Origin of the sequence: Streptomyces chilikensis (genome assembly GCF_001642695.1) — a bacterium.
Lineage (GTDB): Bacteria > Actinomycetota > Actinomycetes > Streptomycetales > Streptomycetaceae > Streptomyces > Streptomyces chilikensis.
Genome location: NZ_LWCC02000005.1, coordinates 2,914,270 through 2,936,080, shown reverse-complemented (window position 1 = coordinate 2,936,080; position 21,811 = coordinate 2,914,270). Strand labels below are relative to the sequence as shown.

The 21,811-nt window shown below is 74.8% G+C and carries 15 protein-coding genes and 1 pseudogene; 9 read left to right on the top strand and 7 right to left on the bottom strand.

The window, feature by feature from the left end:
• The coding region (locus tag A2U95_RS32030) for a hypothetical protein (RefSeq protein WP_206282877.1) at positions 1-181 on the bottom strand (181 nt) is incomplete at its 3' end.
• Positions 182-314: 133 nt separating this feature from the next.
• On the opposite strand from A2U95_RS32030, the gene A2U95_RS13115 reads away from it, so the two are divergent.
• The 5 genes and pseudogenes from A2U95_RS13115 to A2U95_RS33550 all read left to right on the top strand — a co-directional run.
• Complete coding sequence (locus tag A2U95_RS13115; protein ID WP_166022297.1) at positions 315-1,691, top strand: ABC transporter substrate-binding protein; 1,377 nt, start codon at positions 315-317, stop codon at positions 1,689-1,691.
• A gap of 6 nt (positions 1,692-1,697) precedes the next feature.
• Positions 1,698-3,071, top strand: coding sequence for a carbohydrate ABC transporter permease (locus A2U95_RS13110; RefSeq protein ID WP_166022296.1), 1,374 nt, complete (start codon positions 1,698-1,700; stop codon positions 3,069-3,071).
• Positions 3,068-3,979: a carbohydrate ABC transporter permease gene (locus A2U95_RS13105; RefSeq protein ID WP_166022295.1), complete on the top strand. Its 912-nt coding sequence runs from the start codon at positions 3,068-3,070 to the stop codon at positions 3,977-3,979. Before A2U95_RS13110 ends, A2U95_RS13105 begins: the two co-directional genes overlap by 4 nt.
• A gap of 209 nt (positions 3,980-4,188) precedes the next feature.
• On the top strand, positions 4,189-6,417 hold the full coding sequence (locus A2U95_RS13100) for a bifunctional glycosyltransferase/CDP-glycerol:glycerophosphate glycerophosphotransferase (protein WP_166022294.1): 2,229 nt from the start codon (positions 4,189-4,191) through the stop codon (positions 6,415-6,417).
• A 209-nt stretch (positions 6,418-6,626) separates the two neighbouring features.
• A pseudogene (locus A2U95_RS33550) lies at positions 6,627-6,902 on the top strand (glycosyltransferase family 2 protein); the annotation flags it as partial.
• A gap of 815 nt (positions 6,903-7,717) precedes the next feature.
• Here the strand turns inward: A2U95_RS33550 and A2U95_RS32025 are convergent.
• On the bottom strand, positions 7,718-8,443 hold the full coding sequence (locus A2U95_RS32025) for an HAD family hydrolase (RefSeq protein ID WP_206282876.1): 726 nt from the start codon (positions 8,441-8,443) through the stop codon (positions 7,718-7,720).
• Complete coding sequence (locus A2U95_RS13090; protein ID WP_166022292.1) at positions 8,440-8,976, bottom strand: DUF6912 family protein; 537 nt, start codon at positions 8,974-8,976, stop codon at positions 8,440-8,442. Before A2U95_RS13090 ends, A2U95_RS32025 begins: the two co-directional genes overlap by 4 nt.
• A gap of 429 nt (positions 8,977-9,405) precedes the next feature.
• On the opposite strand from A2U95_RS13090, the gene A2U95_RS13085 reads away from it, so the two are divergent.
• Positions 9,406-9,735 carry an Rv3235 family protein gene (locus tag A2U95_RS13085; RefSeq protein ID WP_240957303.1) on the top strand — a complete coding sequence of 110 codons (330 nt, stop codon included), beginning with the start codon at positions 9,406-9,408 and terminating at the stop codon, positions 9,733-9,735.
• 169 nt (positions 9,736-9,904) lie between these two features.
• Here the strand turns inward: A2U95_RS13085 and A2U95_RS13080 are convergent, their stop codons facing one another.
• On the bottom strand, positions 9,905-10,600 hold the full coding sequence (locus A2U95_RS13080) for a TetR/AcrR family transcriptional regulator (RefSeq protein ID WP_206282875.1): 696 nt from the start codon (positions 10,598-10,600) through the stop codon (positions 9,905-9,907).
• 149 nt (positions 10,601-10,749) lie between these two features.
• Between A2U95_RS13080 and A2U95_RS13075 the strand changes: the two genes are divergently transcribed.
• From A2U95_RS13075 to A2U95_RS13065, 3 genes are all read left to right on the top strand, one after another.
• Positions 10,750-11,670, top strand: coding sequence for an ABC transporter permease (locus A2U95_RS13075; RefSeq protein WP_166022290.1), 921 nt, complete (start codon positions 10,750-10,752; stop codon positions 11,668-11,670).
• A 7-nt stretch (positions 11,671-11,677) separates the two neighbouring features.
• Entirely contained in the window at positions 11,678-12,478 is an 801-nt protein-coding gene (locus A2U95_RS13070) for an ABC transporter ATP-binding protein (protein WP_166025150.1), read from the top strand.
• A gap of 269 nt (positions 12,479-12,747) precedes the next feature.
• Positions 12,748-13,110 (top strand): hypothetical protein, encoded by a 363-nt coding sequence (locus tag A2U95_RS13065; RefSeq protein ID WP_166022289.1) that lies wholly within the window; start codon positions 12,748-12,750, stop codon positions 13,108-13,110.
• Between the two features lie 154 nt (positions 13,111-13,264).
• On the opposite strand, the gene A2U95_RS13060 is transcribed toward A2U95_RS13065, so the two are convergent.
• From A2U95_RS13060 to A2U95_RS13050, 3 genes are all read right to left on the bottom strand, one after another.
• Entirely contained in the window at positions 13,265-18,274 is a 5,010-nt protein-coding gene (locus A2U95_RS13060; protein ID WP_166022288.1) for an NAD-glutamate dehydrogenase, read from the bottom strand.
• Between the two features lie 426 nt (positions 18,275-18,700).
• On the bottom strand, positions 18,701-20,068 hold the full coding sequence (locus A2U95_RS13055; protein WP_420856990.1) for a glycosyltransferase 87 family protein: 1,368 nt from the start codon (positions 20,066-20,068) through the stop codon (positions 18,701-18,703).
• The gene (locus A2U95_RS13050; protein WP_166022287.1) at positions 20,065-21,663 is read right to left on the bottom strand and encodes a hypothetical protein; all 1,599 of its coding nucleotides are present in this window, start codon (positions 21,661-21,663) and stop codon (positions 20,065-20,067) included. Before A2U95_RS13050 ends, A2U95_RS13055 begins: the two co-directional genes overlap by 4 nt.
• Positions 21,664-21,811: the final 148 nt, after the last annotated feature.

Sequence of the window (21,811 nt, the reverse complement as noted above, 5' to 3'; positions counted from 1 at the left end):
CGGCCGCCGCGCCCCCGCGGCCGGTCGTGCCGGCCTCGGCCACGGGGGACGCGGCGGCCGTCCGCACGCGGTCGCCCCGGGCGTACGCCGTGGCCGGGCGGGCGGCCGCGGGGGCGCGGGATCCGCGTGACGCGCCGTTACGACGGTCCGTCACGAAGGTGGACAGGTAACGGCGGGACAACGATCGGGAGGTTTCGCCGGGGTCCGCGTCCGTCGCGGGCGGCGGCGGGCGTAGACCGACCCGCCCTTGGGAATGCGCTTGGCGCAAACGCGTCCACCGACACGTTCAAGGACGAACGAAGAACGGGGCAACGATGCGCATACGCAAGGCGCTGACCACTTCCCGGATCCCCACCGCCCTGGTGGCCACCACCCTCGCGCTCGCCCTCACCGCCTGCGGCGGCGACGGCGACGGGGACGGGAAGAAGAAGACCGGCGGGGGCAGCGGCACCGGCGCCGCCGAGCAGACCGTGAAGCTGCCGAAGCTGGACGGGCAGACCCTGGAGGTCGCCGCCGTCTGGACGGGTACGGAGCAGGAGAACTTCAAGAAGGTCCTCGCCGAGTTCGAGAAGCGGACCGGCGCCAAGGTCACCTTCGTCCCGGCCCAGGACCCGATCATCAACTTCCTCGGCTCCAAGATCGCCGGCGGCTCCCCGCCGGACGTGGCGATGCTGCCGCAGGTGGGCGCGATCCACCAGGCCGTGGAGAAGGGCTGGGCCAAGCCCCTCGGCGAGGAGGCCCGGGCGCAGCTCGCCAAGAACTACAGCAAGGGCTGGCAGGACCTCGGCACCGTCGACGGCAAGCAGTACGGCGTCTACTACAAGGCCGCCAACAAGTCCCTGATCTGGTACAACGCCAGGGTCTTCGAGAACGCCGGGGCGAGCGAGCCCAAGAGCTGGGACGACCTGCTGACGACCGCGCAGACCGTCTACGACTCCGGCGTCACCCCCTTCTCGGTCGGCGGCGCGGACGGCTGGACGCTCACCGACTGGTTCGAGAACGTCTACCTGTCGCAGGCCGGCCCGGAGAAGTACGACCAGCTCGCCGCGCACGAGATCCCCTGGACCGACCCCTCGGTCAAGGACGCGCTGACCACGCTGGCCCAGGTGTGGGGCAAGGCCGACTACGTGGCGGGCGGCGCCGACGGCGCGCTGCAGACGGAGTTCCCGGCCTCGGTGACCCAGACCTTCACCGGCGGCGACCAGCCCAAGGCCGGCATGGTCTTCGAGGGCGACTTCGTGCAGGTCAACATCGGCGAGACCGACGCCGAGGTCGGCACCGACGCCAAGGTGTTCCCGTTCCCGGCGGTCGGCGACGCCGCGCCGGTGGTCTCCGGCGGCGACGCCGCGGTGATCCTGGAGGACTCGAAGGCCGCGCAGGCCCTGGCCACCTTCCTGGCCTCCCCGGACGCCGCCGGCATCCAGGCGGGGCTGGGCGGCTACCTCTCCCCGAACAAGGCGGTGGACGCGTCGCTCTACCCGAACGACGTGCAGCGGAAGATGGCCGAGGCGCTGATCGAGGCGGGTGACGACTTCCGGTTCGACATGTCCGACCAGGCGCCGCAGGCGTTCGGCGGCACGCCCGGCAAGGGCGAGTGGAAGATCCTCCAGGACTTCCTGAAGAACCCGAAGGACGTCGAGGGCGCCCAGAGGAAGCTGGAGGCCGAGGCGGCCAAGGCCTACGGGGACTGAGGTCCGATGGCCGTGACGAAGGAAGAAGGGGGAACCCCGGCGGCCCGGCCCGCCGGGGGCGCCCCCGGCCGGCGTTCCCCGCGCGGCGGGGCGTCCCGCGGACGCAGGTCCGCGCTGCCGTTCCTGTTCCTGCTGCCCGCCCTGGTGCTGCTGGGCGCGCTGGTGCTGTACCCCATCGGGTACTCGCTGCTGCGCAGCCTCTTCGACCGCACCGGCGACGAGTTCGTCGGCTTCGACAACTACGCCGAACTCTTCACCGACGACGGCATCCTGACGGCGCTGACCAACAACCTGATCTGGGTCGTGGTCGCCCCGGCCGTCGCCACCGCGCTCGGTCTGGTCTTCGCGGTGCTCACCGAACGGGTGCGCTGGGGAACGGCGTTCAAACTCGTCGTCTTCATGCCGATGGCGATCTCCATGCTGGCGGCGGGCATCATCTTCCGCCTGGTCTACGACCAGGACCCGGACAAGGGCATCGCCAACGCGGTCTGGGTCGGGGTGCACGACACCTTCGCGGAGTCCTCCGCGTTCCCCAAGGCGCACCCGGGCCGCGACTCGCCGCTGGAGGCGGCCGGCGGCGGCGCGTTCGTCACCGCCGACCCGGTGCGGGCGGGCACGCCGGTGTCGATCCCCCTGGTGGGCGTCGCGCCCGACGTGATGCCCGAGGGGGCCGCCCCGGCCCGCCCCGCGAAGGCGGACCCGGACCGGGTCACCGGGGTGACCTGGCAGGACTTCACCCGCGGCAAGGGCGTCGGCACGCTCAACGAGCCCGACGCCACCGAGGTCGGCTATCCGGGGATGCGGATCGAGGCGGTCAAGGACGGCAAGGTGGTGGAGACCGCCACCGCGGCCCCCGACGGCTCCTTCAGCCTCTCCTCCGAGGCCGACGGCGCGCTGCTGCGGCTGCCCGCCGAGAACTTCCGCCAGCCGTACAACGGGCTGGAGTGGCTCGGCCCGTCCCTGGTCACCCCCGCGGTGATCGGGGCGTACGTGTGGATGTGGGCCGGGTTCGCGATGGTGCTGATCGCCGCGGGCCTCGCCGGGGTGCCGCGGGAGCTGCTGGAGGCCGCCCGGGTCGACGGGGCGACCGAGTGGCAGGTGTTCCGCCGGATCACCGTGCCGCTGCTCGCCCCCGTGCTGGGCGTGGTGCTGGTCACCCTGATGATCAACGTGCTGAAGATCTTCGACCTGGTCTTCATCATCCCGCCGGGCTCGGCCCAGGACGACGCCAACGTGCTCGCCCTGGAGCTCTACCGGAAGGGCTTCGCCGAGGACCAGCCGGGGGTCGCCAGCGCCATCTCGGTCTTCCTGCTGCTCCTCGTCGTCCCGGTGATGTGGTTCAACGTCCGGCGGATCAGGCAGGAGGGCCGACAGCGATGACGTCGACGGCAACGACCCCCGCGGCGACGGCCCTCGTGCCGGCCGCTCGGCGTGGGAGGACCCCCCTGGGCTCCCGGCTGGTCTCCGGGCTGGGCGGCACGCTGGTGCGGCTGTTCCTGGTGGTGGTCGGCCTGTTCTGGCTGATGCCCACCGTCGGCCTGCTGCTCTCCTCGCTGCGCTCGCCGCGGGACATGGCGGAGAGCGGCTGGTGGACCGTCCTCACCGAGCCCTCGCGGCTGACCTTCGAGTCGTACGCCGACCTGCTCGGCAACGGCGACATCACCGGCTCGCTGGTCAACACCCTGCTGATCACCGTGCCGGCCACCCTGCTGGTGGTGGTGATCGGGGCGCTCGCCGGATACGCGTTCGCCTGGATGGAGTTCCCGGGGCGGGACTGGTGGTTCCTGGGCGTGGTCGGCCTGATCGTGGTGCCGGTCCAGGTGGCGCTGCTGCCGATCGCCGAACTCTTCGGCGACCTCGGCCTGTTCGGGTCGATCGCGGGCGTGGTGCTGTTCCACACCGGGTTCGGCCTGCCGTTCGCCGTGTTCCTGCTGCGGAACTTCTTCGCGGAGATCCCGCGTGAGCTGCTGGAGGCGGCCCGGCTGGACGGGGCGGGCGAACTGCGGCTGTTCACCCGCGTGGTGCTGCCGCTGGGCGGCCCGGCGGTGGCGAGCCTCGGCATCTTCCAGTTCCTGTGGGTGTGGAACGACATGCTGGTGGCGCTGGTCTTCGCCGACTCCGGCAGCCAGCCGATCACGGTCGCGCTGCAGACCCAGGTACGGCAGTTCGGCAACAACATCGACGTGCTGGCGCCCGGCGCGTTCCTCTCCATGGTGATCCCGCTGGCGGTCTTCTTCGCCTTCCAGCGGCAGTTCGTCAGCGGCGTGATGGCGGGCGCCGTCAAGTAGCGGTCAGCGGGCGCCGATCACGCGCGCCACCCGATCGGAAGCGTCCGTCATGCGGGCGAATCCGTTCACCTGAAGGGGCGGTCCGGTCAACGGGCCGCCCCGACACGCGTGCGGCGTGGCCGCTCGGCAGGGCGGCGGAGCGTATCCATGTCACACCTTCGGATGTTTCCGCCCCGGCCGACCGCCCTCGTCACCCCCTGGATGTGCCGTTGCCCAGGTTCAGTGTCATCGTGCCCGCGTACCAGGTCCAGGCCTACCTCCACTCCTGCCTGGAGTCGGTGCTCGGGCAGTCGTACGCGGACCTGGAACTGATCGCGGTCGACGACGGGTCCCCGGACCGGTGCGGGGCCGTCATCGACGAGTTCGCCGCCCGCGACCCCCGGGTCCGCGCCGTCCACCTGGGCCGCAACACCGGCCTGGGGCCCGCCCGCAACGCCGGCGTGCGGCAGGCGACCGGCGACTACCTGATCTTCCTCGACGGCGACGACGTCCTCACCCCGCACGCCCTGCGGGCGATCGCCGAACGGCTGGAGCGCACCGGCGACCCGGACGTCCTGGTCTACGACTACGCCCGCCTCCACCTGGACGGCACCACCGTCCGCAACCGGCTCGCCGCCGAACTGCGCGAGGACGGCCCCGTCCCCTTCCGGCTGGACGACCGGCCCGGGCTCCTGGACCTGCTGATGGTCGTCTGGAACAAGGCCTACCGGCGCTCCTTCGTGGAGCGGGAGGGCCTCCGCTTCCCGCAGGGCTGCTACGAGGACACCCCGTTCACCTACCCGGCCCTGCTCGCCGCCGGGTCGCTGGCCACCCTCGACCGGGTCTGCCTCCACTACCGGCAGCGCCGTCTCGGCAACATCCTCGGCACCCCCGGACTGCAGCACTTCGACGTGTTCGCCCAGTACGACCGCGTCTTCGCCTTCCTCGACGCCCGTCCCGGCCTGGCCCACTGGCGGGGACCGCTGTTCCACCGCATGACGGACCACCTCTTCACCGTCCTCAACCGCGGCGACCGGCTGCCGCGCGGCGCCCACCAGGAGTTCCTGCGCCGCGCCCGCGCCCAGTACCTCCGGCGCCGCGTGCCCGGCCGGCGCCCCGCCACCTGGCGGGAGCGCGCCCGCCACCTGGTGATCCGCAGTGGCAGCACCCGGCTCTGGCGGGCCCTGCGCCTCGTCCACGTCACCTCCCGCCTGGCCGCCCGCCTGGCCCGCGCCGCCGCCCGCACCGCCCGCGCGCTGCTGCTGCGCCTGCACTTCGCCACGCAGCGGCTGCTCCCGACGCGGGACCTGGCCCTCTTCACCGCCGGGGGCGGCACGGCGGCGTACGGCGGCGACCCCGGGGCGCTGGAGACCGCGTTCCGCGTCTGGGCGCCGCGGACCCGCACCGCCTGGGCCGCGCCGCGCGCGCTGGCCGACACGGTGCCGCCGGAGACCCTCCGCCTCACCCCGGGCAGCCGCGCCTGGTGGACCGCGCTGGCCCGGGCCCGCTACCTGGTCACCGACACCGGGTTCGGCCCCCCGGTGCGCCCCCGGCGGGGGCAGGTCCTGCTGCGCACCTGCGACGGCCTCCCGCTCACCCGCACCGGGCTCGACGCGGCACGGCCCGACGTCCCCGCCGTCCTCGCCGACGCCGACAGCTGGGACCTGTGCCTGTCCGGCGACGCGCACACCACGGCGGTCCACGAGCGCGGCTTCCCCGGCCGGTACACCACCCTGGAGTTCGGCCGCCCCCGCACCGACGCCTACCAGCGGGCCACCGCGGAGGACGTGGCCCGGGCACGCGCGCTGCTGGGCCTCCCGCACGGCCGCACCGCGGTGCTGTACGCCCCCGCGCGGCGGTCCGCCCCGGCGCCGTCGCTGGACGTGGAGGAACTGGCGCGACGGCTGGGCGAGGGCTTCGTCCTGCTGACCACCGTCCCCGATCCGGGGACCTACCCGGCCGGGCGGGTGATCGACGTCTCCGCGACCGCGGCGCCGCAGACCGTCCTCTGCCTGGCGGCGGACGTCCTGCTCACCGACTGCTCGCCGCTGATCGCCGACTTCGCCGCGCTGGACCGGCCGGTGGTCGCCTGGGGCCCGGACCGCGCGGCCCTGGACGCCGTGCACGGGCTGTACCCGGTCGAGGTGCCGGGCGCGGTGGCCGAGGACGAGCCGGCGCTGGCCCGGCTGCTGGCCACCGGCGCCTGCGACGGCCCCGCCCTCGCCGGCCTGCGCGCCGCCTTCCGCGAGCGCCACTGCCCCCACGACGACGGGCGGGTCGCCGAACGGGTGGTGCGGCGGGTGGTCCTCGGCGAGAGGTCCGGGCTCCCGGCGGTGACGCCGCCCGCGGACCGCCGCCCGGTCCCCGCCGCCGCGCCCGTCGCCGCGCACGTCCCCGGCCCGGCCGCGCTGCCCGCCGCGCGGTCCACCGCGGGGTACGGCCTGGCGGAACAACGCTGAGGGAGCGCCACCGATGCCCACGTCACGCCCGACCCCGACCCGCCCGCCCGTCCGGCGTCCGCCGGGCCGCCCGCCGGGGCCGTACCGCGGCCGCTGACCGCGGCGCCCCCACGCGCACCCACCGCGCACCCACCGTGAGAAGACGCCCGCCCGTGAACCGCCCGCAAGGGCCGCCCGGGAACCATCCGAGACCAGGAGGCGCGCGAACCATGCCCCGGTTCTCCGTCGTGATCCCCACCCACGGCACCGCCCACCGCCTGGCGGACGCCCTGGACAGCGTCCTCGCCCAGTCCTGCCCCGACCTGGAGGTGATCCCGGTCCTGGACGGCCCGGACGCCCCCGCCGCCGACGTGCTCGCCGGCCGCCGCGGCCGGGACCCGCGGATCCGCCCCGTCACCTCCCCGCCCGCCGCCGGACTCGGCGCGGCCCGCAACACCGGGCTGGACGCCGCCCGCGGCGACTACGTGCTCCTCCTCGACGGCGACGACGCCCTCACCGCCGGCGCCCTGGCCGCGGTCGCCGCCCGGCTCGCCGCCACCGGCGACCCCGACGTGCTGGTCCTCGGCCACGAACGCGTCCCCTGGTGGACCCCGGCCCGCCCCGCCCCGCCGGGCCCGCGGCCGCCGGAGCCGTCCGCGCCCGACCGGCCGTTCCACCCCGCCGAGGTCCCCCACCTCACCGGCGTGCGGCTCCCCGCCTGGAGCGCCGCCTGCCGTCGCGGCTTCCTCACCGCCCACCGCCTGGCCTTCGCGGACGGCTGGTACACCGACCTCTCCTGGACCCCCGCCGCGCTCCTCGCCGCGGACCGGGTCGCCGTGCTGCGCCGCACCGTCGTCGAGCACCGGGTACGCCGCCAGGGCAGCCGCCTCAACGAGCCCGGACCGCACCACCTGGACCTGCTGGACCGCGCCGAGGAACTGCTGCGCCGCGCGGCCGGGCTGCCCGCCGCCCGGAGGGGGCCGCTCTTCGCCGACCTGTTCGCGCTGGTCCTGCGGACCGCCGCCGACCCGCGCCGCCTGCCGGCCGCCGACCGCCGTGCCTTCTTCCGCCGCGCCGCCCGCCTGTACCGCCGCCACCGTCCCGCCGGGTTCCGCCCGCCCGGCGGGAGCCTGGGCGCGCAGCACCGGCTGCTCGCCTCCGGCCGCCACACCGCGTTCCGGCTGCTGCGCGCCGGGGCCCGGTCCGGGCCCGGACCGGCCGCCTCGGGCGGGGCGGTTCGCGCGGGCCGCGGAGCCGGGGCCGGCGGCCGTCGTGGCGGGACCGCCGGGGCCGTGGCGGGCGCGCGGGGCGGTGCGGCGGGTCAGAAGTCCGCGAGGTCCACGGCGAGGCGTTCCGCCAGGGAGACGGCCTCGGTGAGCGTGTCCACCACGGGGACGCCGGCCTCCTCCAGGCTGGACCGGCTGTGCGAGCCGCCGGTGTAGAGCACCGCGCGGGCCCCGGCGTCGCGGGCGGCCAGGGCGTCGTCGAGGGCGTCGCCGATGACGACGGTGGCCCCGGGGCGCACTCCGTGGACGTCGAGGGCGGCGAGGTGGCGGACCATGTGCTCGGCCTTGGTGCCGCCGGAGGGCCCGTCGCGGCCGTCGACCCGCAGGAAGTGCGGCTCGATGCCGAAGTCGCGGACCAGCGGGACCAGTTCATCGTGGCCGTGCATGCTGAGGATGGACTGGCTGCGGCCGGCCGCGTGCCAGCCGTGCAGCAGTTCGCGGACGCCCTCGGTGAGGTCGCAGGCGGTGAGGTGGGCCTTGTAGTGGTGGTGGAACAGGCCGTCCATCACCTCCCACTCGCGCTGCGTCGGCATGCGGCCCATCAGCCGCTCGTAGAAGCGGGGGACCGGGACGCGGTAGAGCGTGCGGTACTGCTCCAGGGTGATGGGCTCCAGGCCGACCTCGGCGAAGGCGGCGTTGGTCGCCCGGATGGTGGCGTCCAGGTCGTGGAAGAGGGTGCCGTTCCAGTCCCAGACGATGTGCGGGCGCGGGACGGTGGAGCCGGAGCCGGCGGGCGGGTGGGGGGCGGGTGTCGCGGTCACGCGGGGCCGCCTTCCCCGTCCCGGCGGTCCTCGCCGCCCGCACCGCCGCCGATCAGGGCGGGGACCTCCTGGGTGGCGAACCACAGCAGGTCGTGGTCGGCGGCCCGGTCCACGGTGTCCAGCGCCTCGACGTCGTCCTTGTCGGCGGCGTCCAGGGCGGCCGCGGCGGCGGTGACGTCCTGTCCGGCGTCCTCGGCGTCGACGTGCACGGCGGCCGCCCTGGCCAGCCGGAGGGGGCCGGGGACGAGGGTCTCGCCCATCTCCCCGGGGGACAGGTCCACGGCGCGGTCCGCCACGTCCACCGCCACGACGACCCGGCGGCGGGGGGCGGACGGATCCGCGGCCAGCAGGCGCAGCGAGGCGTACGCGGCGAGGCCGAGGGCGGCGTACTCCAGCTCCTCCGAGTCCTCGGACTCGTACCAGTCGCTCAGCGCGGGGGTGACCGCGTACGCGGTGACGCGGGCGCCGCCCAGCTCGCCCGTCCGGTACGCCTCGGCGAGCCCGGGGAGGGTCAGGGGTACGTAGACGCGCATGCGGGCCGCCGCTTTCGGTCGGGGACGGGTGGGTCAGCCCAGGATACGTGCGGCGCGTGGGGGCGGTCCCCTTTCGGGGCGGCGGTGGGACGGCGACGGGTGCGGGGCGGCTCCTCCGGGCGGCCCGCGGAGGCCGTGCGGTTGCGGCTCCGGCGGGGCGGATTGGGCCTGATAGGTGAACCGCGGGGGCGGGCGGGGGCCTCGTGTCGGTCTTTGCCCGGCGGCGAGGGCGGTTCTACAAGATCCACAGCGGTGTTACTCGCCGGTATGTCTCTCTCGCGGAACGGGGATGTGTGCGTGAACAAGGTCATGACGAGGGTGCGGAGCGGGTCGGGCGGAGCGGGGGAGCGGCCGGGGGCGGCCGCGCGGAGGAGGCCGCCGGGGCGGAGGGACGCACGGCGGCCGGGTGCCGCCGGGGCGGGGGCGCGGGTGGTGCCGCCGTCGGCGCGGCCGACCGACGTGTTCGCGGAACGGCTGGTGGGGGTGCTGAGCGGGCAGCTGCCGGTGCACTCGATGCTGCGGCACACGGTGGGGCGGGCGTACGACGACCTGGCGCGGCTGGCGGAACGGGGGGTGCTGCGGACGCGGGGCGGGGTGCGGCCGGTGGTGCGGGACATCGGGTACTACGTCGCCCGGGCGGGGGCGCTCGAGGTGTTCGTGCGGGTGGGGGCGGGGGACAGGGTGCGGGCGCTGGCCTTCCGGCTGGAGCGGGGGGACGACCGGCGGTGGCGGTGCGTGGCGGTCGAGGCGGGGCCCTGACGCGGCCCCGGCCCCTCACGGGGGCCAGGCCCGGCCGGAGCTCCCGGCTCCGGCCGGACCCGGCCCTGGGCGCGGCCGGTCCGTTCCGCCTGCGCCCGCCCGTGCCGCCCCCCCGGGCGGCCCGGCCGCCCGCAGGGCCGGGCGGCGCGGGGTGGGCCCGGTGGGGCGGTCAGAGGGATTTGAGGGCGGCCGCGGTGGCTCGGGTGAGGGTGGGGAGGTGGGTCTTGGGGAGGCGGGGCTGGCGGAGGATGACGGTGCGCCAGTAGAGGGGCCCGGTGACGAGGTCGAGGGCGATGTCCTCGTCGAGTCCGCGCCGGAGCTCGCCGCGTTCCACCGCCGCCGCGACGATCCGCAGCGCCACGCTCTCCTGCCCCGACCGCACCGCCTTGCGGAGCGCCTCGTCGATCTCCGGGTTGCGGGCGGCCTCCGCCTGCAGGTCAGGGATGATCTGCGAGGCCACGGGGTGCCGCAGGGCGCGCGAGGTGAACTCGTACAGCAGCCGCAGGTCCGTCTCCAGCGACCCGGTGTCCGGTGCCGGCAGCCCCTCCACGGCCAGCGCGGACACGACGTCCAGCACCAGGTGCAGCTTGCCGCGCCACCGCCGGTAGACCGCGGTCTTGCCGACGCCGGCCCGCCGCGCCACCCCCTCGATCGAGGTCCGCGCGTATCCCACCGCCGCCAGTTCCTCCAGCACGGCCGCGCGGATGGCCTCCGTCACGTCCTCGCGGAGCACCGCCGCCCCCGCCGGGGCCCGGCGCCGACGCGTGGCGGGTCCGCTCCCGGCGCCGCCGGGGCCGTCGGCGCCCTCGGCGGCGGCAGGTGCTGCTCCGGCTGCGGCTTCGGCGTCAGTCATGCCGACCAGCATAGGGCGAACGGGCGCGTTACGACGGGACGGTTGCGTTCCGGCGTGCCCCCGCCTAGGCTCCGGTGGGACGGACGATACGGTCCCGTTCCGTCGTAACGGCGCCGTCATCGGCGTCGACGACCTTTCCCACTCGAAGAAAGGCCGCGGATGTGAGTCAGGTTCTCGACGCACCGCACGCCGCCGGCCCGGCGGTCCCCGACCACGGGGACCTGTCCGCGCTGGCCGCCCGGCACGGCCTCACGGTCAGCGGGGCGCGCCCCGGCCTGGCCGGCTACGTCCGGCAGCTCTGGGCGCGACGGCACTTCATCACCGCCTTCGCCACCGCCAAGCTCACCGCCCAGTACAGCCAGGCCAAGCTGGGCCAGCTCTGGCAGGTGCTCACGCCGGTGCTGAACGCCGCGGTGTACTTCTTCATCTTCGGCGTCCTGATGGGCACCTCCCAGGGCGTGCCGGACTTCGTGCCGTTCCTGGTCACCGGCGTCTTCGTGTGGACGTTCACCCAGACCTCGCTGATGACCGGCACCCGGTCCATCGCGGGCAACGTCGGCCTGGTCCGCGCGCTGCACTTCCCGCGGGCCGCGCTGCCCATCTCGTACTGCCTCCAGCAGCTCCAGCAGCTGCTGTTCTCGATGGCGGCGCTGGTCGTGATCCTGCTGGTCTTCGGCGTGCCGGTGGCCTGGTCCTGGCTGCTGGTGGTGCCGGCGCTGACCCTGCAGTTCGTCTTCAACGCCGGCCTGGCGATGGTGCTGGCCCGGCTCGGCGCCCACACCCCGGACCTGGCGCAGCTGATGCCGTTCGTGCTGCGGACGTGGATGTACGCCTCGGGCGTGATGTTCAGCCTGACGCAGGTGGCGCAGCGCACCGACCTGCCGGGCTGGGTCTTCAACGTCCTGCAGTGGAACCCGGCGGCGGTCTACATCGACCTGATGCGGTTCGCGCTGATCGACAGCTACACCGCGAGCCAGCTGCCGGACCACGTGTGGCTGATCGCCGCCGGGTGGGCGCTGCTCGCCGGGCTCGGGGGATTCGTTTTCTTCTGGAAGGCTGAGGAGACCTACGGCCGTGGCTGAACACCGGATGAACGCCGTCGGCGCCGACCGCGCCGGCGAGGCGGTCCCCACCGTCGTCGTCGACCACGTGGACATCGTCTACAAGGTCAACGGCGCCGGTGGCGGGCGCGGCGCGGCGACGGCCGCGCTGAGCCGGATCGTGCGGCGCAAGGAGAAGGTGGAGCGCGCCTCCGGCGTGCGGCGGGTGCACGCCGTGAGGAACGTGACGTTCGTGGCGCACCGCGGTGAGGCGATCGGGCTGATCGGCACCAACGGGTCCGGCAAGTCGACGCTGCTGAAGGCGGTGGCGGGGCTGCTGCCGGTGGAGAACGGGCGGATCTTCACCGACGGCCAGCCGTCGCTGCTGGGCGTCAACGCGGCGCTGATGAAGGACCTCACCGGGGAGCGGAACGTCCACCTCGGCGGGCTCGCCATGGGGATGTCGCGGGAGCAGGTCCGCGAGCGGTACCAGTCGATCGTGGACTTCTCGGGGATCAACGAGAAGGGCGACTTCATCACCCTGCCGATGCGGACGTACTCCTCCGGCATGTCGGCGCGGCTGCGGTTCTCGATCGCCGCGGCCAAGGACCACGACGTGCTGCTGATCGACGAGGCGCTGGCCACGGGCGACAAGAAGTTCCAGAAGCGGTCCGAGGCGCGGATCCGCGAGCTGCGGAAGCAGGCCGGCACGGTGTTCCTGGTCAGCCACAACAACCGGTCGATCCGGGACACCTGCGACCGGGTGCTGTGGCTGGAGCGGGGCGAGCTGCGGATGGACGGCCCGACCGAGGACGTCATGCGCGAGTACGAGAAGTTCACGGGCAAGTAGACGGACCGCCCGCGGGGAGGGGGTGGTCCGGGGCGCACGCCCCGGGCCGCCCCCTCCGGCGTTCTGGGACCTCACGTTTCGCTCAGTTCCCGGCGGACGGGCGGACGGCGCGGGTCCGCGGGACCTACGCTCGGGGCCGGTCGAGGAACAGGGGGCGGGGCATGCGGGGTCGGTGGGGTGCGGTGGCGGTGGCGGTGGCGGTGGCCGTTCTGGGACCGGCGGGGTGTTCCGCCGGGCCGTCGTCGCACGAGGTGAGGACGCGGCCCGCCGTGGAGAGCGCGGGCGCGGACGCGCGGGCCGCGGAGCCGGACGCGGGGGAGGGGACCGCCGCGTCGGACGCGGACGTGGACCTGGACCGGCGGGGGAACGGGCGCGTGGAGTATCCGGCGGGGCCGGCGGGCGAGGACCTGGCCGTCGCGCTCTCCTGCCGGGGGGACGGGGTGATCGAGGTGCGGCTGCCGGGCGTCGGGGCCTCCTTCTCCGAGGACTGCCGGGAGGACGAGGCGGTCCCGTACGAGCACCGGCTCGGCGTCGACGGCGCGGAGCGCGCCGGGACCGCCGTCGTGGAGGCGCCGCAGGCCGTGCGGTGGACGGTCACCGTGCAGCGCCGGGAGCCGCTCGCCGCGCGGTAACCGCGGCCGCCGGCCGGGCGTCCGAGGGCCGGTGCCGGTGCCGGTGCCGGTGCGCCCGGCACCCTCGGGCTGCGCCCGGTGGCCCGGACCGGGCCGGTCGCGCGAACCGGGGCCCGGCCGCCGCGCGGGGCGGCGGCCGGGCCCGGGGGCCGCGCTACGAGCGCAGCAGGGTGCGCATGGTGCGCATCGCCACCGAGAGGTTGGCCAGGTCGAAGCCGTCGGAGGAGTGGATCTCGTCCAGCGTCGTCCGGGCACGGCTCAGGATCGCCGCGTGGTTCCGCTCCCACGCCTCGAACCGCTGCTCCGGGGTGGCGGCGTCCCCGCCGGCGGCGAGGATCTCCGCGGTGAGGGCGGCGTGCGCGGCGTACAGGTCCTCGCGGATGGAGGCGCGGGCCATGGACTGCCACCGGTCGGCGCGCGGCAGTTCCAGGATGCGGTCCATCAGCTGGGTGATCCGCAGCCGGTCGGCGAGGTCGTAGTACACCTCGGCGACCTCCAGCGCGTCCTTGCCCGTGCGGTCGGCCACCGAGACGATGTCCAGCGTCGGGAAGGCGGAGGAGAACCCGGCGACCTGGGTGGCCAGTTCCTCCGGCACGCCGGCGCCCGACAGCTCGTCGTGGATGTGCTGGTACCAGGCCTGGTCGGCGCCGCGCAGCAGCTTGGGCAGGTGGCTCCAGACCTGCTCGACGCCCTCGGCGAAGAACTCGACCGTCTGGGCGATGGCCAGCGGCTGCGGCCGGTTGTTGAGCAGCCAGCGGGTGGCGCGCTCGACCAGGCGGCGCGAGTGCAGCCGGATCCGGGTGAGGACGGCCGCTTCGACCTGGTTGTCCAGTGCCTCGACGGCGTCCCAGACGCGCCCGCAGTGGAAGATCTCCCGGGCCACGGTGTGCGCCCGCACCACCTCCTCCAGCGACGCCCCGGTCTCCTCGCGCAGCCGGTGCAGGAAGGTGGTGCCGCCGGTGTTGACGGTGTCGTTGACCAGGATCGTGGTGACGATCTCGCGGCGCAGCGGGTGGTTGTCGATCTGCTCCTCGAACCGCTCGCGCAGCGCCGCCGGGAAGTAGCAGTGCAGCAGGCGGCGCAGGTACGGGTCGTCCGGCAGGCCGGTGGTCACCAGCTCCTCGGCCGCGGTGATCTTCGTGTAGGCCATCAGCACGGCGGTCTCGGGGCCGGTGAGGCCCTGCCCGTGCTGGAGCCGCTCGCGGATCTGCCGGTCGTTGGGCAGGAACTCGATGGCCCGGTCCAGCCGGCCGGAGCGCACCAGGTGGCGCATGAAGCGCTGCTGGGAGGGCAGCATGTCGTGCGCCTGGACGGCCGCGTTGGCCAGCGCGGTGTTCTGCGCGTAGTTGTTGCGCAGCACCAGGTGGCCGACCTCGTCGGTCATCTCGGCGAGCAGCTTGTTGCGCTGCTTGACGGTCATGTCGTCGGCCGAGACGAGCCCGTTGAGCAGGATCTTGATGTTCACCTCGTGGTCGGAGGTGTCCACGCCGGCGCTGTTGTCGATGGCGTCGGTGTTGACCTTGCCGCCGGAGCCGCCGTTGCCGGCCTGCGCGTACTCGATGCGGCCGAGCTGGGTCAGGCCCAGGTTGCCGCCCTCGCCGACGACCTTGACCCGCAGGTCCTGGCCGTCGACGCGGATGGCGTCGTTGGCCTTGTCGCCGACGTCGGCGTGGGACTCGGCGGAGGCCTTGACGTAGGTGCCGATGCCGCCGTTCCACAGCAGGTCGACGGGGGCGGTCAGGACCGCCTTCATCAGCTCGGCCGGGGTCATCTTGGTGACGCCGGCGTCGATGCCGAGGGCCTCGCGGATGTGCTGGTTGAGCGGGACGGACTTGGCGGTGCGGGGGAACACGCCGCCGCCCGGGGAGAGCAGCTCGGTGTTGTAGTCGGCCCACGAGGAGCGCGGCAGTTCGAACAGGCGGCGGCGCTCGGCGTAGGAGACGGCCGCGTCCGGGTCCGGGTCGATGAAGATGTGCCGGTGGTCGAAGGCGGCCACCAGGCGGATGTGCTCGCTGAGCAGCATGCCGTTGCCGAACACGTCGCCGGACATGTCGCCGACGCCCACGACCGTGAAGTCCTGCGTCTGGGTGTCCACGCCCAGCTCGCGGAAGTGGCGCTTGACCGACTCCCAGGCGCCGCGGGCGGTGATGCCCATGCCCTTGTGGTCGTAGCCGGCGGAGCCGCCGGAGGCGAAGGCGTCGCCCAGCCAGAAGCCGTACGACTGGGCGACCTCGTTGGCGATGTCGGAGAAGGTGGCGGTGCCCTTGTCGGCGGCGACCACCAGGTAGGTGTCGTCGCTGTCGTGCCGCACCACGCCCTCGGGCGGGACGACCTCGCCGCCGACCAGGTTGTCGGTGATGTCGAGCAGAGCGGAGATGAAGGTGCGGTAGCAGGCGACGCCCTCGGCCATCCAGGCGTCGCGGTCCACCGACGGGTCGGGCAGCTGCTTGGCGACGAAGCCGCCCTTGGCGCCGACCGGCACGATGACGGTGTTCTTCACCATCTGCGCCTTGACCAGGCCGAGGACCTCGGTGCGGAAGTCCTCACGCCGGTCCGACCAGCGCAGGCCACCGCGGGCGACCTTGCCGAACCGCAGGTGGACGCCCTCGACGCGCGGCGAGTACACCCAGATCTCGTAGGCGGGGCGCGGCGCCGGCAGGTCGGGGATGGCCTGCGGGTCGAACTTCATCGACACGTAGTCGTGCGGCCGGCCGTCGTCGGTCAGCTGGAAGAAGTTGGTCCGCAGGGTCGCCTTGACGACCGTCAGGAAGGACCGCAGGATCCTGTCCTCGTCCAGCGAGGCCACCTGGTCCAGGGCGCCGTCGAGCTCCTCCAGCAGGCCGTCGACGATCTCCAGCCCGGCGCTCTGCCGCTCCGGCGACAGCCGCGCCTCGAAGAGGGAGACCAGCAGGCGGGTGGTGTGGACGTTGTCGCGGAGGGTGTCCTCCATGTAGTCCTGCGAGAACGTCGACCCGGCCTGGCGCAGGTACTTGGCGTAGGCGCGCAGCATCATCGCCTCGCGCCAGGTCAGACCGGCGCTCAGCACCAGCGAGTTGAAGCCGTCGTTCTCGGCGCGGCCGGTCCAGGTCGCGGCGAAGGCGTCCTGGAACCGCTCGCGGGCGTCGTCGCCGCCGAGGAACTCGCCGTTCGCGGTGAGCGCGGTGCGCGGCAGCCGCAGGCCGAAGTCGTAGATCCACGCGCCGGTGACGCCCTCGTGGCCCTCGGGGCAGCGCAGCTCGTAGGGGCGCTCGTCGGTGACCTCGACGCCGAGCCGGGTGAGGACCGGCAGGACCGCGGAGAGGGAGACCGGGGCGCCGTGGCGGTAGATCTTGAAGCGGCGTTCACCGGGGGCGGCGCCCACCGGCTCGTAGAGGCTGAGGGCGAACTCCTCCTCGGCGTCCGCGGTGGCCAGGTGCTCCAGCCGGGCGATGTCGGAGACGGCGGCGCGCGGCGTGTGGTCGGCCTTGTAGCCCTCGGGGAAGGCGTTGCCGTAGCGGCGCAGCAGTTCGGCGGCGCGCTCCTCGCCGAACTCGGCGTGCAGCGCCTCGGCGAAGCCGTCGGCCCAGGAGCGGGCGGCCTCGGCGAGCCGGTTCTCGATGCGCTCCTTGTCCGCGTCGGACAGGTGCGGCAGCTCGGTGCCGAGCGGCACGCGGACCACGAAGTGCAGCCGGGAGAGGATCGACTCGGTGTTCCAGGCGGTGAAGTCGACGCTGGTGCCGCCGAGTTCCTCCTTGAGGATGTCGATGATCCGCAGCCGGACGGCGGTGGTGTAGCGGTCGCGGGGGAGGTAGACCAGCGCCGAGTAGTAGCGGCCGTACTCGTCCTGCCGCAGGTACAGCCGCAGCCGGCGGCGTTCCTGGAGGTAGAGCACGGAGGTGACGATGGAGCGCAGCTCGTCGGCGGGCGTCTGGAAGAGCTCGTCGCGCGGGTAGGTCTCCATGATCTGGAGCAGGTCGCGCCCGCCGTGGCTGTTGGCGGAGAAGCCGGTGGCGGCCAGCACCTCGGCGACCTTGCGGCGGATCACCGGGACGCGGCGCACGGACTCGGTGTAGGCGGCGGAGGAGAACAGGCCGAGGAAGCGGCGCTCGCCGATGACCTCGCCGTTCTCGTCGAACTTCTTGACGCCGATGTAGTCCAGGTAGCTGGGCCGGTGCACGGTGGCGCGGCTGTTGGCCTTGGTGAGCACGAGCAGCCGGTGCTCGCGGGCCTTGGCGCGGGCGTCGGCGGGCAACCGCTCGAAGGACGGGCCGGACGGGTCGTCGCCGCGGTCGTCCGGGAGGTTGCCGTCGGCGTCGGGGGTCTGGTGCGGGTCGGAGCGCAGGATGCCGAGGCCGGTGCCGGGGACGGCGGCCAGGGTGTCGTCGTCGACCAGGCGGTACTCGCGGTAGCCGAGGAAGGTGAAGGCGTCGGCGGCCAGCCAGCGCAGCAGCTCGCAGGCCTCGTCGACCTCCTCCTGCGGCAGGTCGGAGGCGAGCGGCTCGAAGGGCAGCTCGTCGGCGATGCGGACGGCGGCGTCGCGCATCTTCTCCCAGTCCTCGACGGCCTCGCGGACGTCGGACAGGACGCGCTGCAGGTCCGCGGTGATCTGCTTGAGGTCGTCGCGGTCGGTCTCGCGGTCCATCTCGACGTGGATCCACGACTCGACGTGCGCGTCGTGCGGCAGGTCCGAGGCGTCGCCGGGGGCGGGGGTGTCGAGCACCTCCAGGAGCTTGCCGGTCAGGTCGCGGCGCACCACGAACTGCGGGTGGACCACGAGGTGGATGCCGCGGCCCTGGCGGGAGAGCTCGTTGGTCACCGAGTCGACCAGGAACGGCATGTCGTCGGTGACGACCTCCACCACGGAGTGGCTGCTGGTCCAGCCGTTCTCCTCGACGGTGGGGGTGTGCACGCGCACCGCGGCCGTGCCCTGCGGCCGGTTGCCGGCCAGACGGTAGTGGGAGTAGGCCGTCCCCAGGACGTCGACCGGGTCGCGGTCGGTGAGGTCCTCGGGCGCCGTGTGCAGGTAGTAGCGCTGGAGGAACGAGAGCACGGCGGCCCGGTCCGGGCTCCTCCCGCCGTCGTCCGTCGCCCCCGCCGGAAGGCGTCCTCCGGCCGGGCTGTTCTCAGCTACCCGGGCGGCCCTCTCGAGCAGCTCGGCCTTGGCTTCGTCCAGCTTGGTCTGCATTGTTCTCTGGCTCCTGTCGCGCGCCGTTGCGTGACGTTGAAGGGAAGTCGGCCGGTGTGGCCGTGATGCTTCCGGCAGCACGTCTCGACGCCGGGTGTCCGGTTCGTTCCGACGCTATGCCTGGAGAGGAGAAGCGCGCGGGGATTCCGGCCATGCGCGACTGCGATGTCGCGGCCCCCCTCGCCGTCCCCCCGGAGATGTCGGCGAGCGGCGCCCGGTCCCGGGTGTCCACCGGGTGCTCCGGGCGCGTCGCGAGGGCTGGAACGCCCACGCCGGCTATCGCGCTGATCACGGCACAAGGCTATATCCCGGTGTGAGGGGGCCGTCATGAGCCGTATGTGTACAAAACAGGGGGTGGAACTTTGCCGGTCCGCACAGGGCGGGGGACGGCCCGGGGAGGTATGGGAACGGGGGGACGGGCGGGTCTCAGTCGCGCGCGGCCGGGCGGGTCCCGGTCGCCGTCGGCGCCGACGGCCGCCGTGCGGGCCGTGACGCGGGGGCGGTCGTCCCGCCGCCCGGAGCCGGGGAGGGGCGGGAGGCGCGGCCGGCGCCGGATACCCGGGCGACCCTCGCGCACGACAGGACGGCGGCGGCCACCAGCAGGCCGTTGCGGACGGCCATCACCAGGCAGCCCGTCCAGGTGCGGGCCGTGACCTCCTCGTACAGGACGGGATAGGCGAGCGCGCTGAGCGCCGTCGCCGCCGTGACCAGCAGCGCCACCGGCCGCTGGGTGGTGCTCCGCAGGGTGAGGCAGACGGCGGCCACGCCGAGGAGCCAGATCATGTACTGCGGGCTGATCACCCGGCTGGTGACGGTCAGCAGGAGCACGGCGGCCAGGGCGGCGTCGTGGCGCACGGCCCGGGGCCAGTGCCCGTGGAGCAGGGCCGCGCGGACCGCGCGCAGCCGCCAGAGGGCGATCAGGACGAGGGCCGCGAGGGTCAGCGCCAGCGAGGCGGCGGCCACCGCGCCGGCCCCCGGCCCGACCAGTTCCATCGAGCCGTACCGGTAGCGCACCTGCCCCGGCCAGCCGGCGTGGGTGGCGAGGGAGAGCAGGGTGCCGCCGAGCGACTCGATCTGCACGCCCCGCTCGCCCTGCTGCCGGACGAACGACAGCGTGTCGGTGAAGAGCGAGGCCAGCAGGGCGAGCAGGGTGACGGCGGTGAGCGCGGCGGACGTCCAGGCGCGGCGGGTGGCCCGTCCCGGCTCCGCGCCGATCAGGGTGAGCACCGGCCACGCCTTGGCGAGCGCCCCGAGCGCGGCCAGCGCGCCGCCGAGACGGGGCAGGCGGTCCACGGCGAGCAGGGCGAACACGGCGAGGGCGGTGACCTGCACGTCGAACCGGGCCAGCGGCAGGTGGAGCAGCAGGGGGAGGCCGGCGGTCCACAGCAGCGCGCCGAGCGGGCCGCGGCCGTCGCCCGGGGCTGCGGGCGCCGTCCCGCGGGAGAGGCCGGTGCGCACGAGGGCGGCCGTGACGGCGGCGTCGGCGGCCAGGGTGACGGCGGTGAACGCCCACGGGTAGGGCAGCCGGGGCAGCAGCAGACCGGGCAGCAGCAGGGCGGGGCCGGCGCCGGGCGGGTACTGCCAGAGCGGGTCCCCGGCCGGGTAGGCGCCCCGGTCCAGGGTCTCGCGCCAGCGGGTGTACAGCCGGTCGAGCTCGTGCGAGACGCTGCCCGAGCCCAGCCACGGCAGGTGGTCGTGGGCCAGCAGCCAGACCATGGCGGCGCGGGTGAGCAGCCATCCGGCGGTCAGGGCGGCCACGGCCGCGGCGGCGCGGACGCGCGGCGTGGAGGTCACGGCCCGGCCCGCCCGACCCGGGCGAGCACCTCGCCCGTCTCCCGGCTCCACGCCACCACCACGGCCTCCTCGGGCGTCCTCTTCCAGCGGGTCAGCAGCAGCCAGCGGACCCGGTACCGGCGGGCGATCGCCTCCCGGCCCGCGCGTCCGGTGGCCGGGTCCAGGTAGCGGGCGGTGGCCGCCAGCCGCCGTCCCCGCTCCGCCTCGCCCAGCAGCGGGTCCGGCCAGGGCGGCGCGACCAGGTCGGCGCCGTGACCGGGGAGCAGGCGGGGCGCGAAGTAGCCGTCGGCGAGGACCGGTTCGCCGCGGCCGATGTGCCGGGCGGCCCAGTCGTACGACGGCCAGTGCGGCAGCCGGCCGAAGCGGTCCGAGGGGACCAGGGCGGCCGCGTGCACGGTGAGCAGCGCGCACGCCGCGCCGGCCGCCGCCGCCACGCCCAGGGCCCGGCGCCGGCGGGACCACGGGCGGGGCGCGGCCAGTTCCACGGCCAGGGCCAGCTGGAGGGGGAGCAGGGCCGGGCCGAGGAGGCGGGCGTAGGTCCAGCGACCGCTGAACCAGCCGTACGCGAGGGCCGCGCAGTCCAGGGCGAACAGCAGGACCAGCGGGTCGCGCCAGGGGCGGCCGGCCCGGCGGGCGCGGACGCACAGTGCGGGGAGCCCGAGGACGACGGCCAGCCAGCAGCGCTGCGGGAGGCGGTCGTAGAGCTGGCGGTGCATCACGTCGAGGCCGGTGTCCCCGGCCAGGGCGAGCACGTCGCAGTACGGCCAGGCGAGGGTGACGGCGAGCGCGGTGGCCGCGGTGAGGGCCCAGCGCGCGAGCAGCGCGGGGCGCGGGCGGCCGGGCGCGGCGGCGAAGGCCACGGCGCCGAGCGCGGCGGCCACGAAGGTGACGGGGTGGATGAGCAGGACCAGCCCGTACAGGACGCCGAGCGCGGCGTGGCCGGGAAGGCCGGGCAGGCCGCCCGGGCCGACGAAGCGGACCGGGCGGGCGCCCCGGCCGTCGGCGGCGCGGACCCGGTCGGCGGTGAGGGCCCGGTCGGCGGTGAGGGCCCAGGCCCACAGGGTGAGGCCGAGGGCGAGGGCGGAGGGGTAGCCGAGGTTCCCCGTCATCGAGACGAGGTTGAGGAACCCGCTCCACCAGGCGCGTTCGGTGCCCCAGAGGAGGGTGACCGCGGCGAGCGCCCACACCGGCGCCCACGGGCGCGGGGTGAGGGCGCGGACCAGGCGGCCCAGGCCGGTGAGGAGGACGGCGAGGTGGAACGGGGTGGCCAGGCGGACCGTCGCGATGCCGTTCAGGCCGGTGAGGCGGGCGAAGAGGCCCTGGGCGAGGGCGTAGGGGGAGTAGTACGGGCTGCCCTCGCCCGGCAGGTCGGCCAGCGGGTGGCGGGGGTGCAGCAGGGACTCGCGCAGCCGCTCCACCACGGCGGCGTGCTGGCCGAAGTCGCAGCACATCGGGACGCGCCAGGAGGCGAGGGTGAGCGCCAGCCAGGCGAGACCGCCCACCAGCAGGTAGGGGGAGGGGTACCACGGGCGGAAGCGGCGCAGGGCCGTGGAGCCCCGCGCCGCCGTGCGCGTCCGGGTGGGGGTGACGGTCACGTCCTCGGGCCCCCGGGGTCCTGGGCGGGTGCGGGTGCGGGTGCCCGCGTGTCCGTCCGTGCCTCCGGCCGGGGACGGTCGGCGCCGGCGCCGGCGGCGAGGTACGCCAGGTGGGCCGGGGGGCGGTGGGGCATCGGGGTGAGGGTGC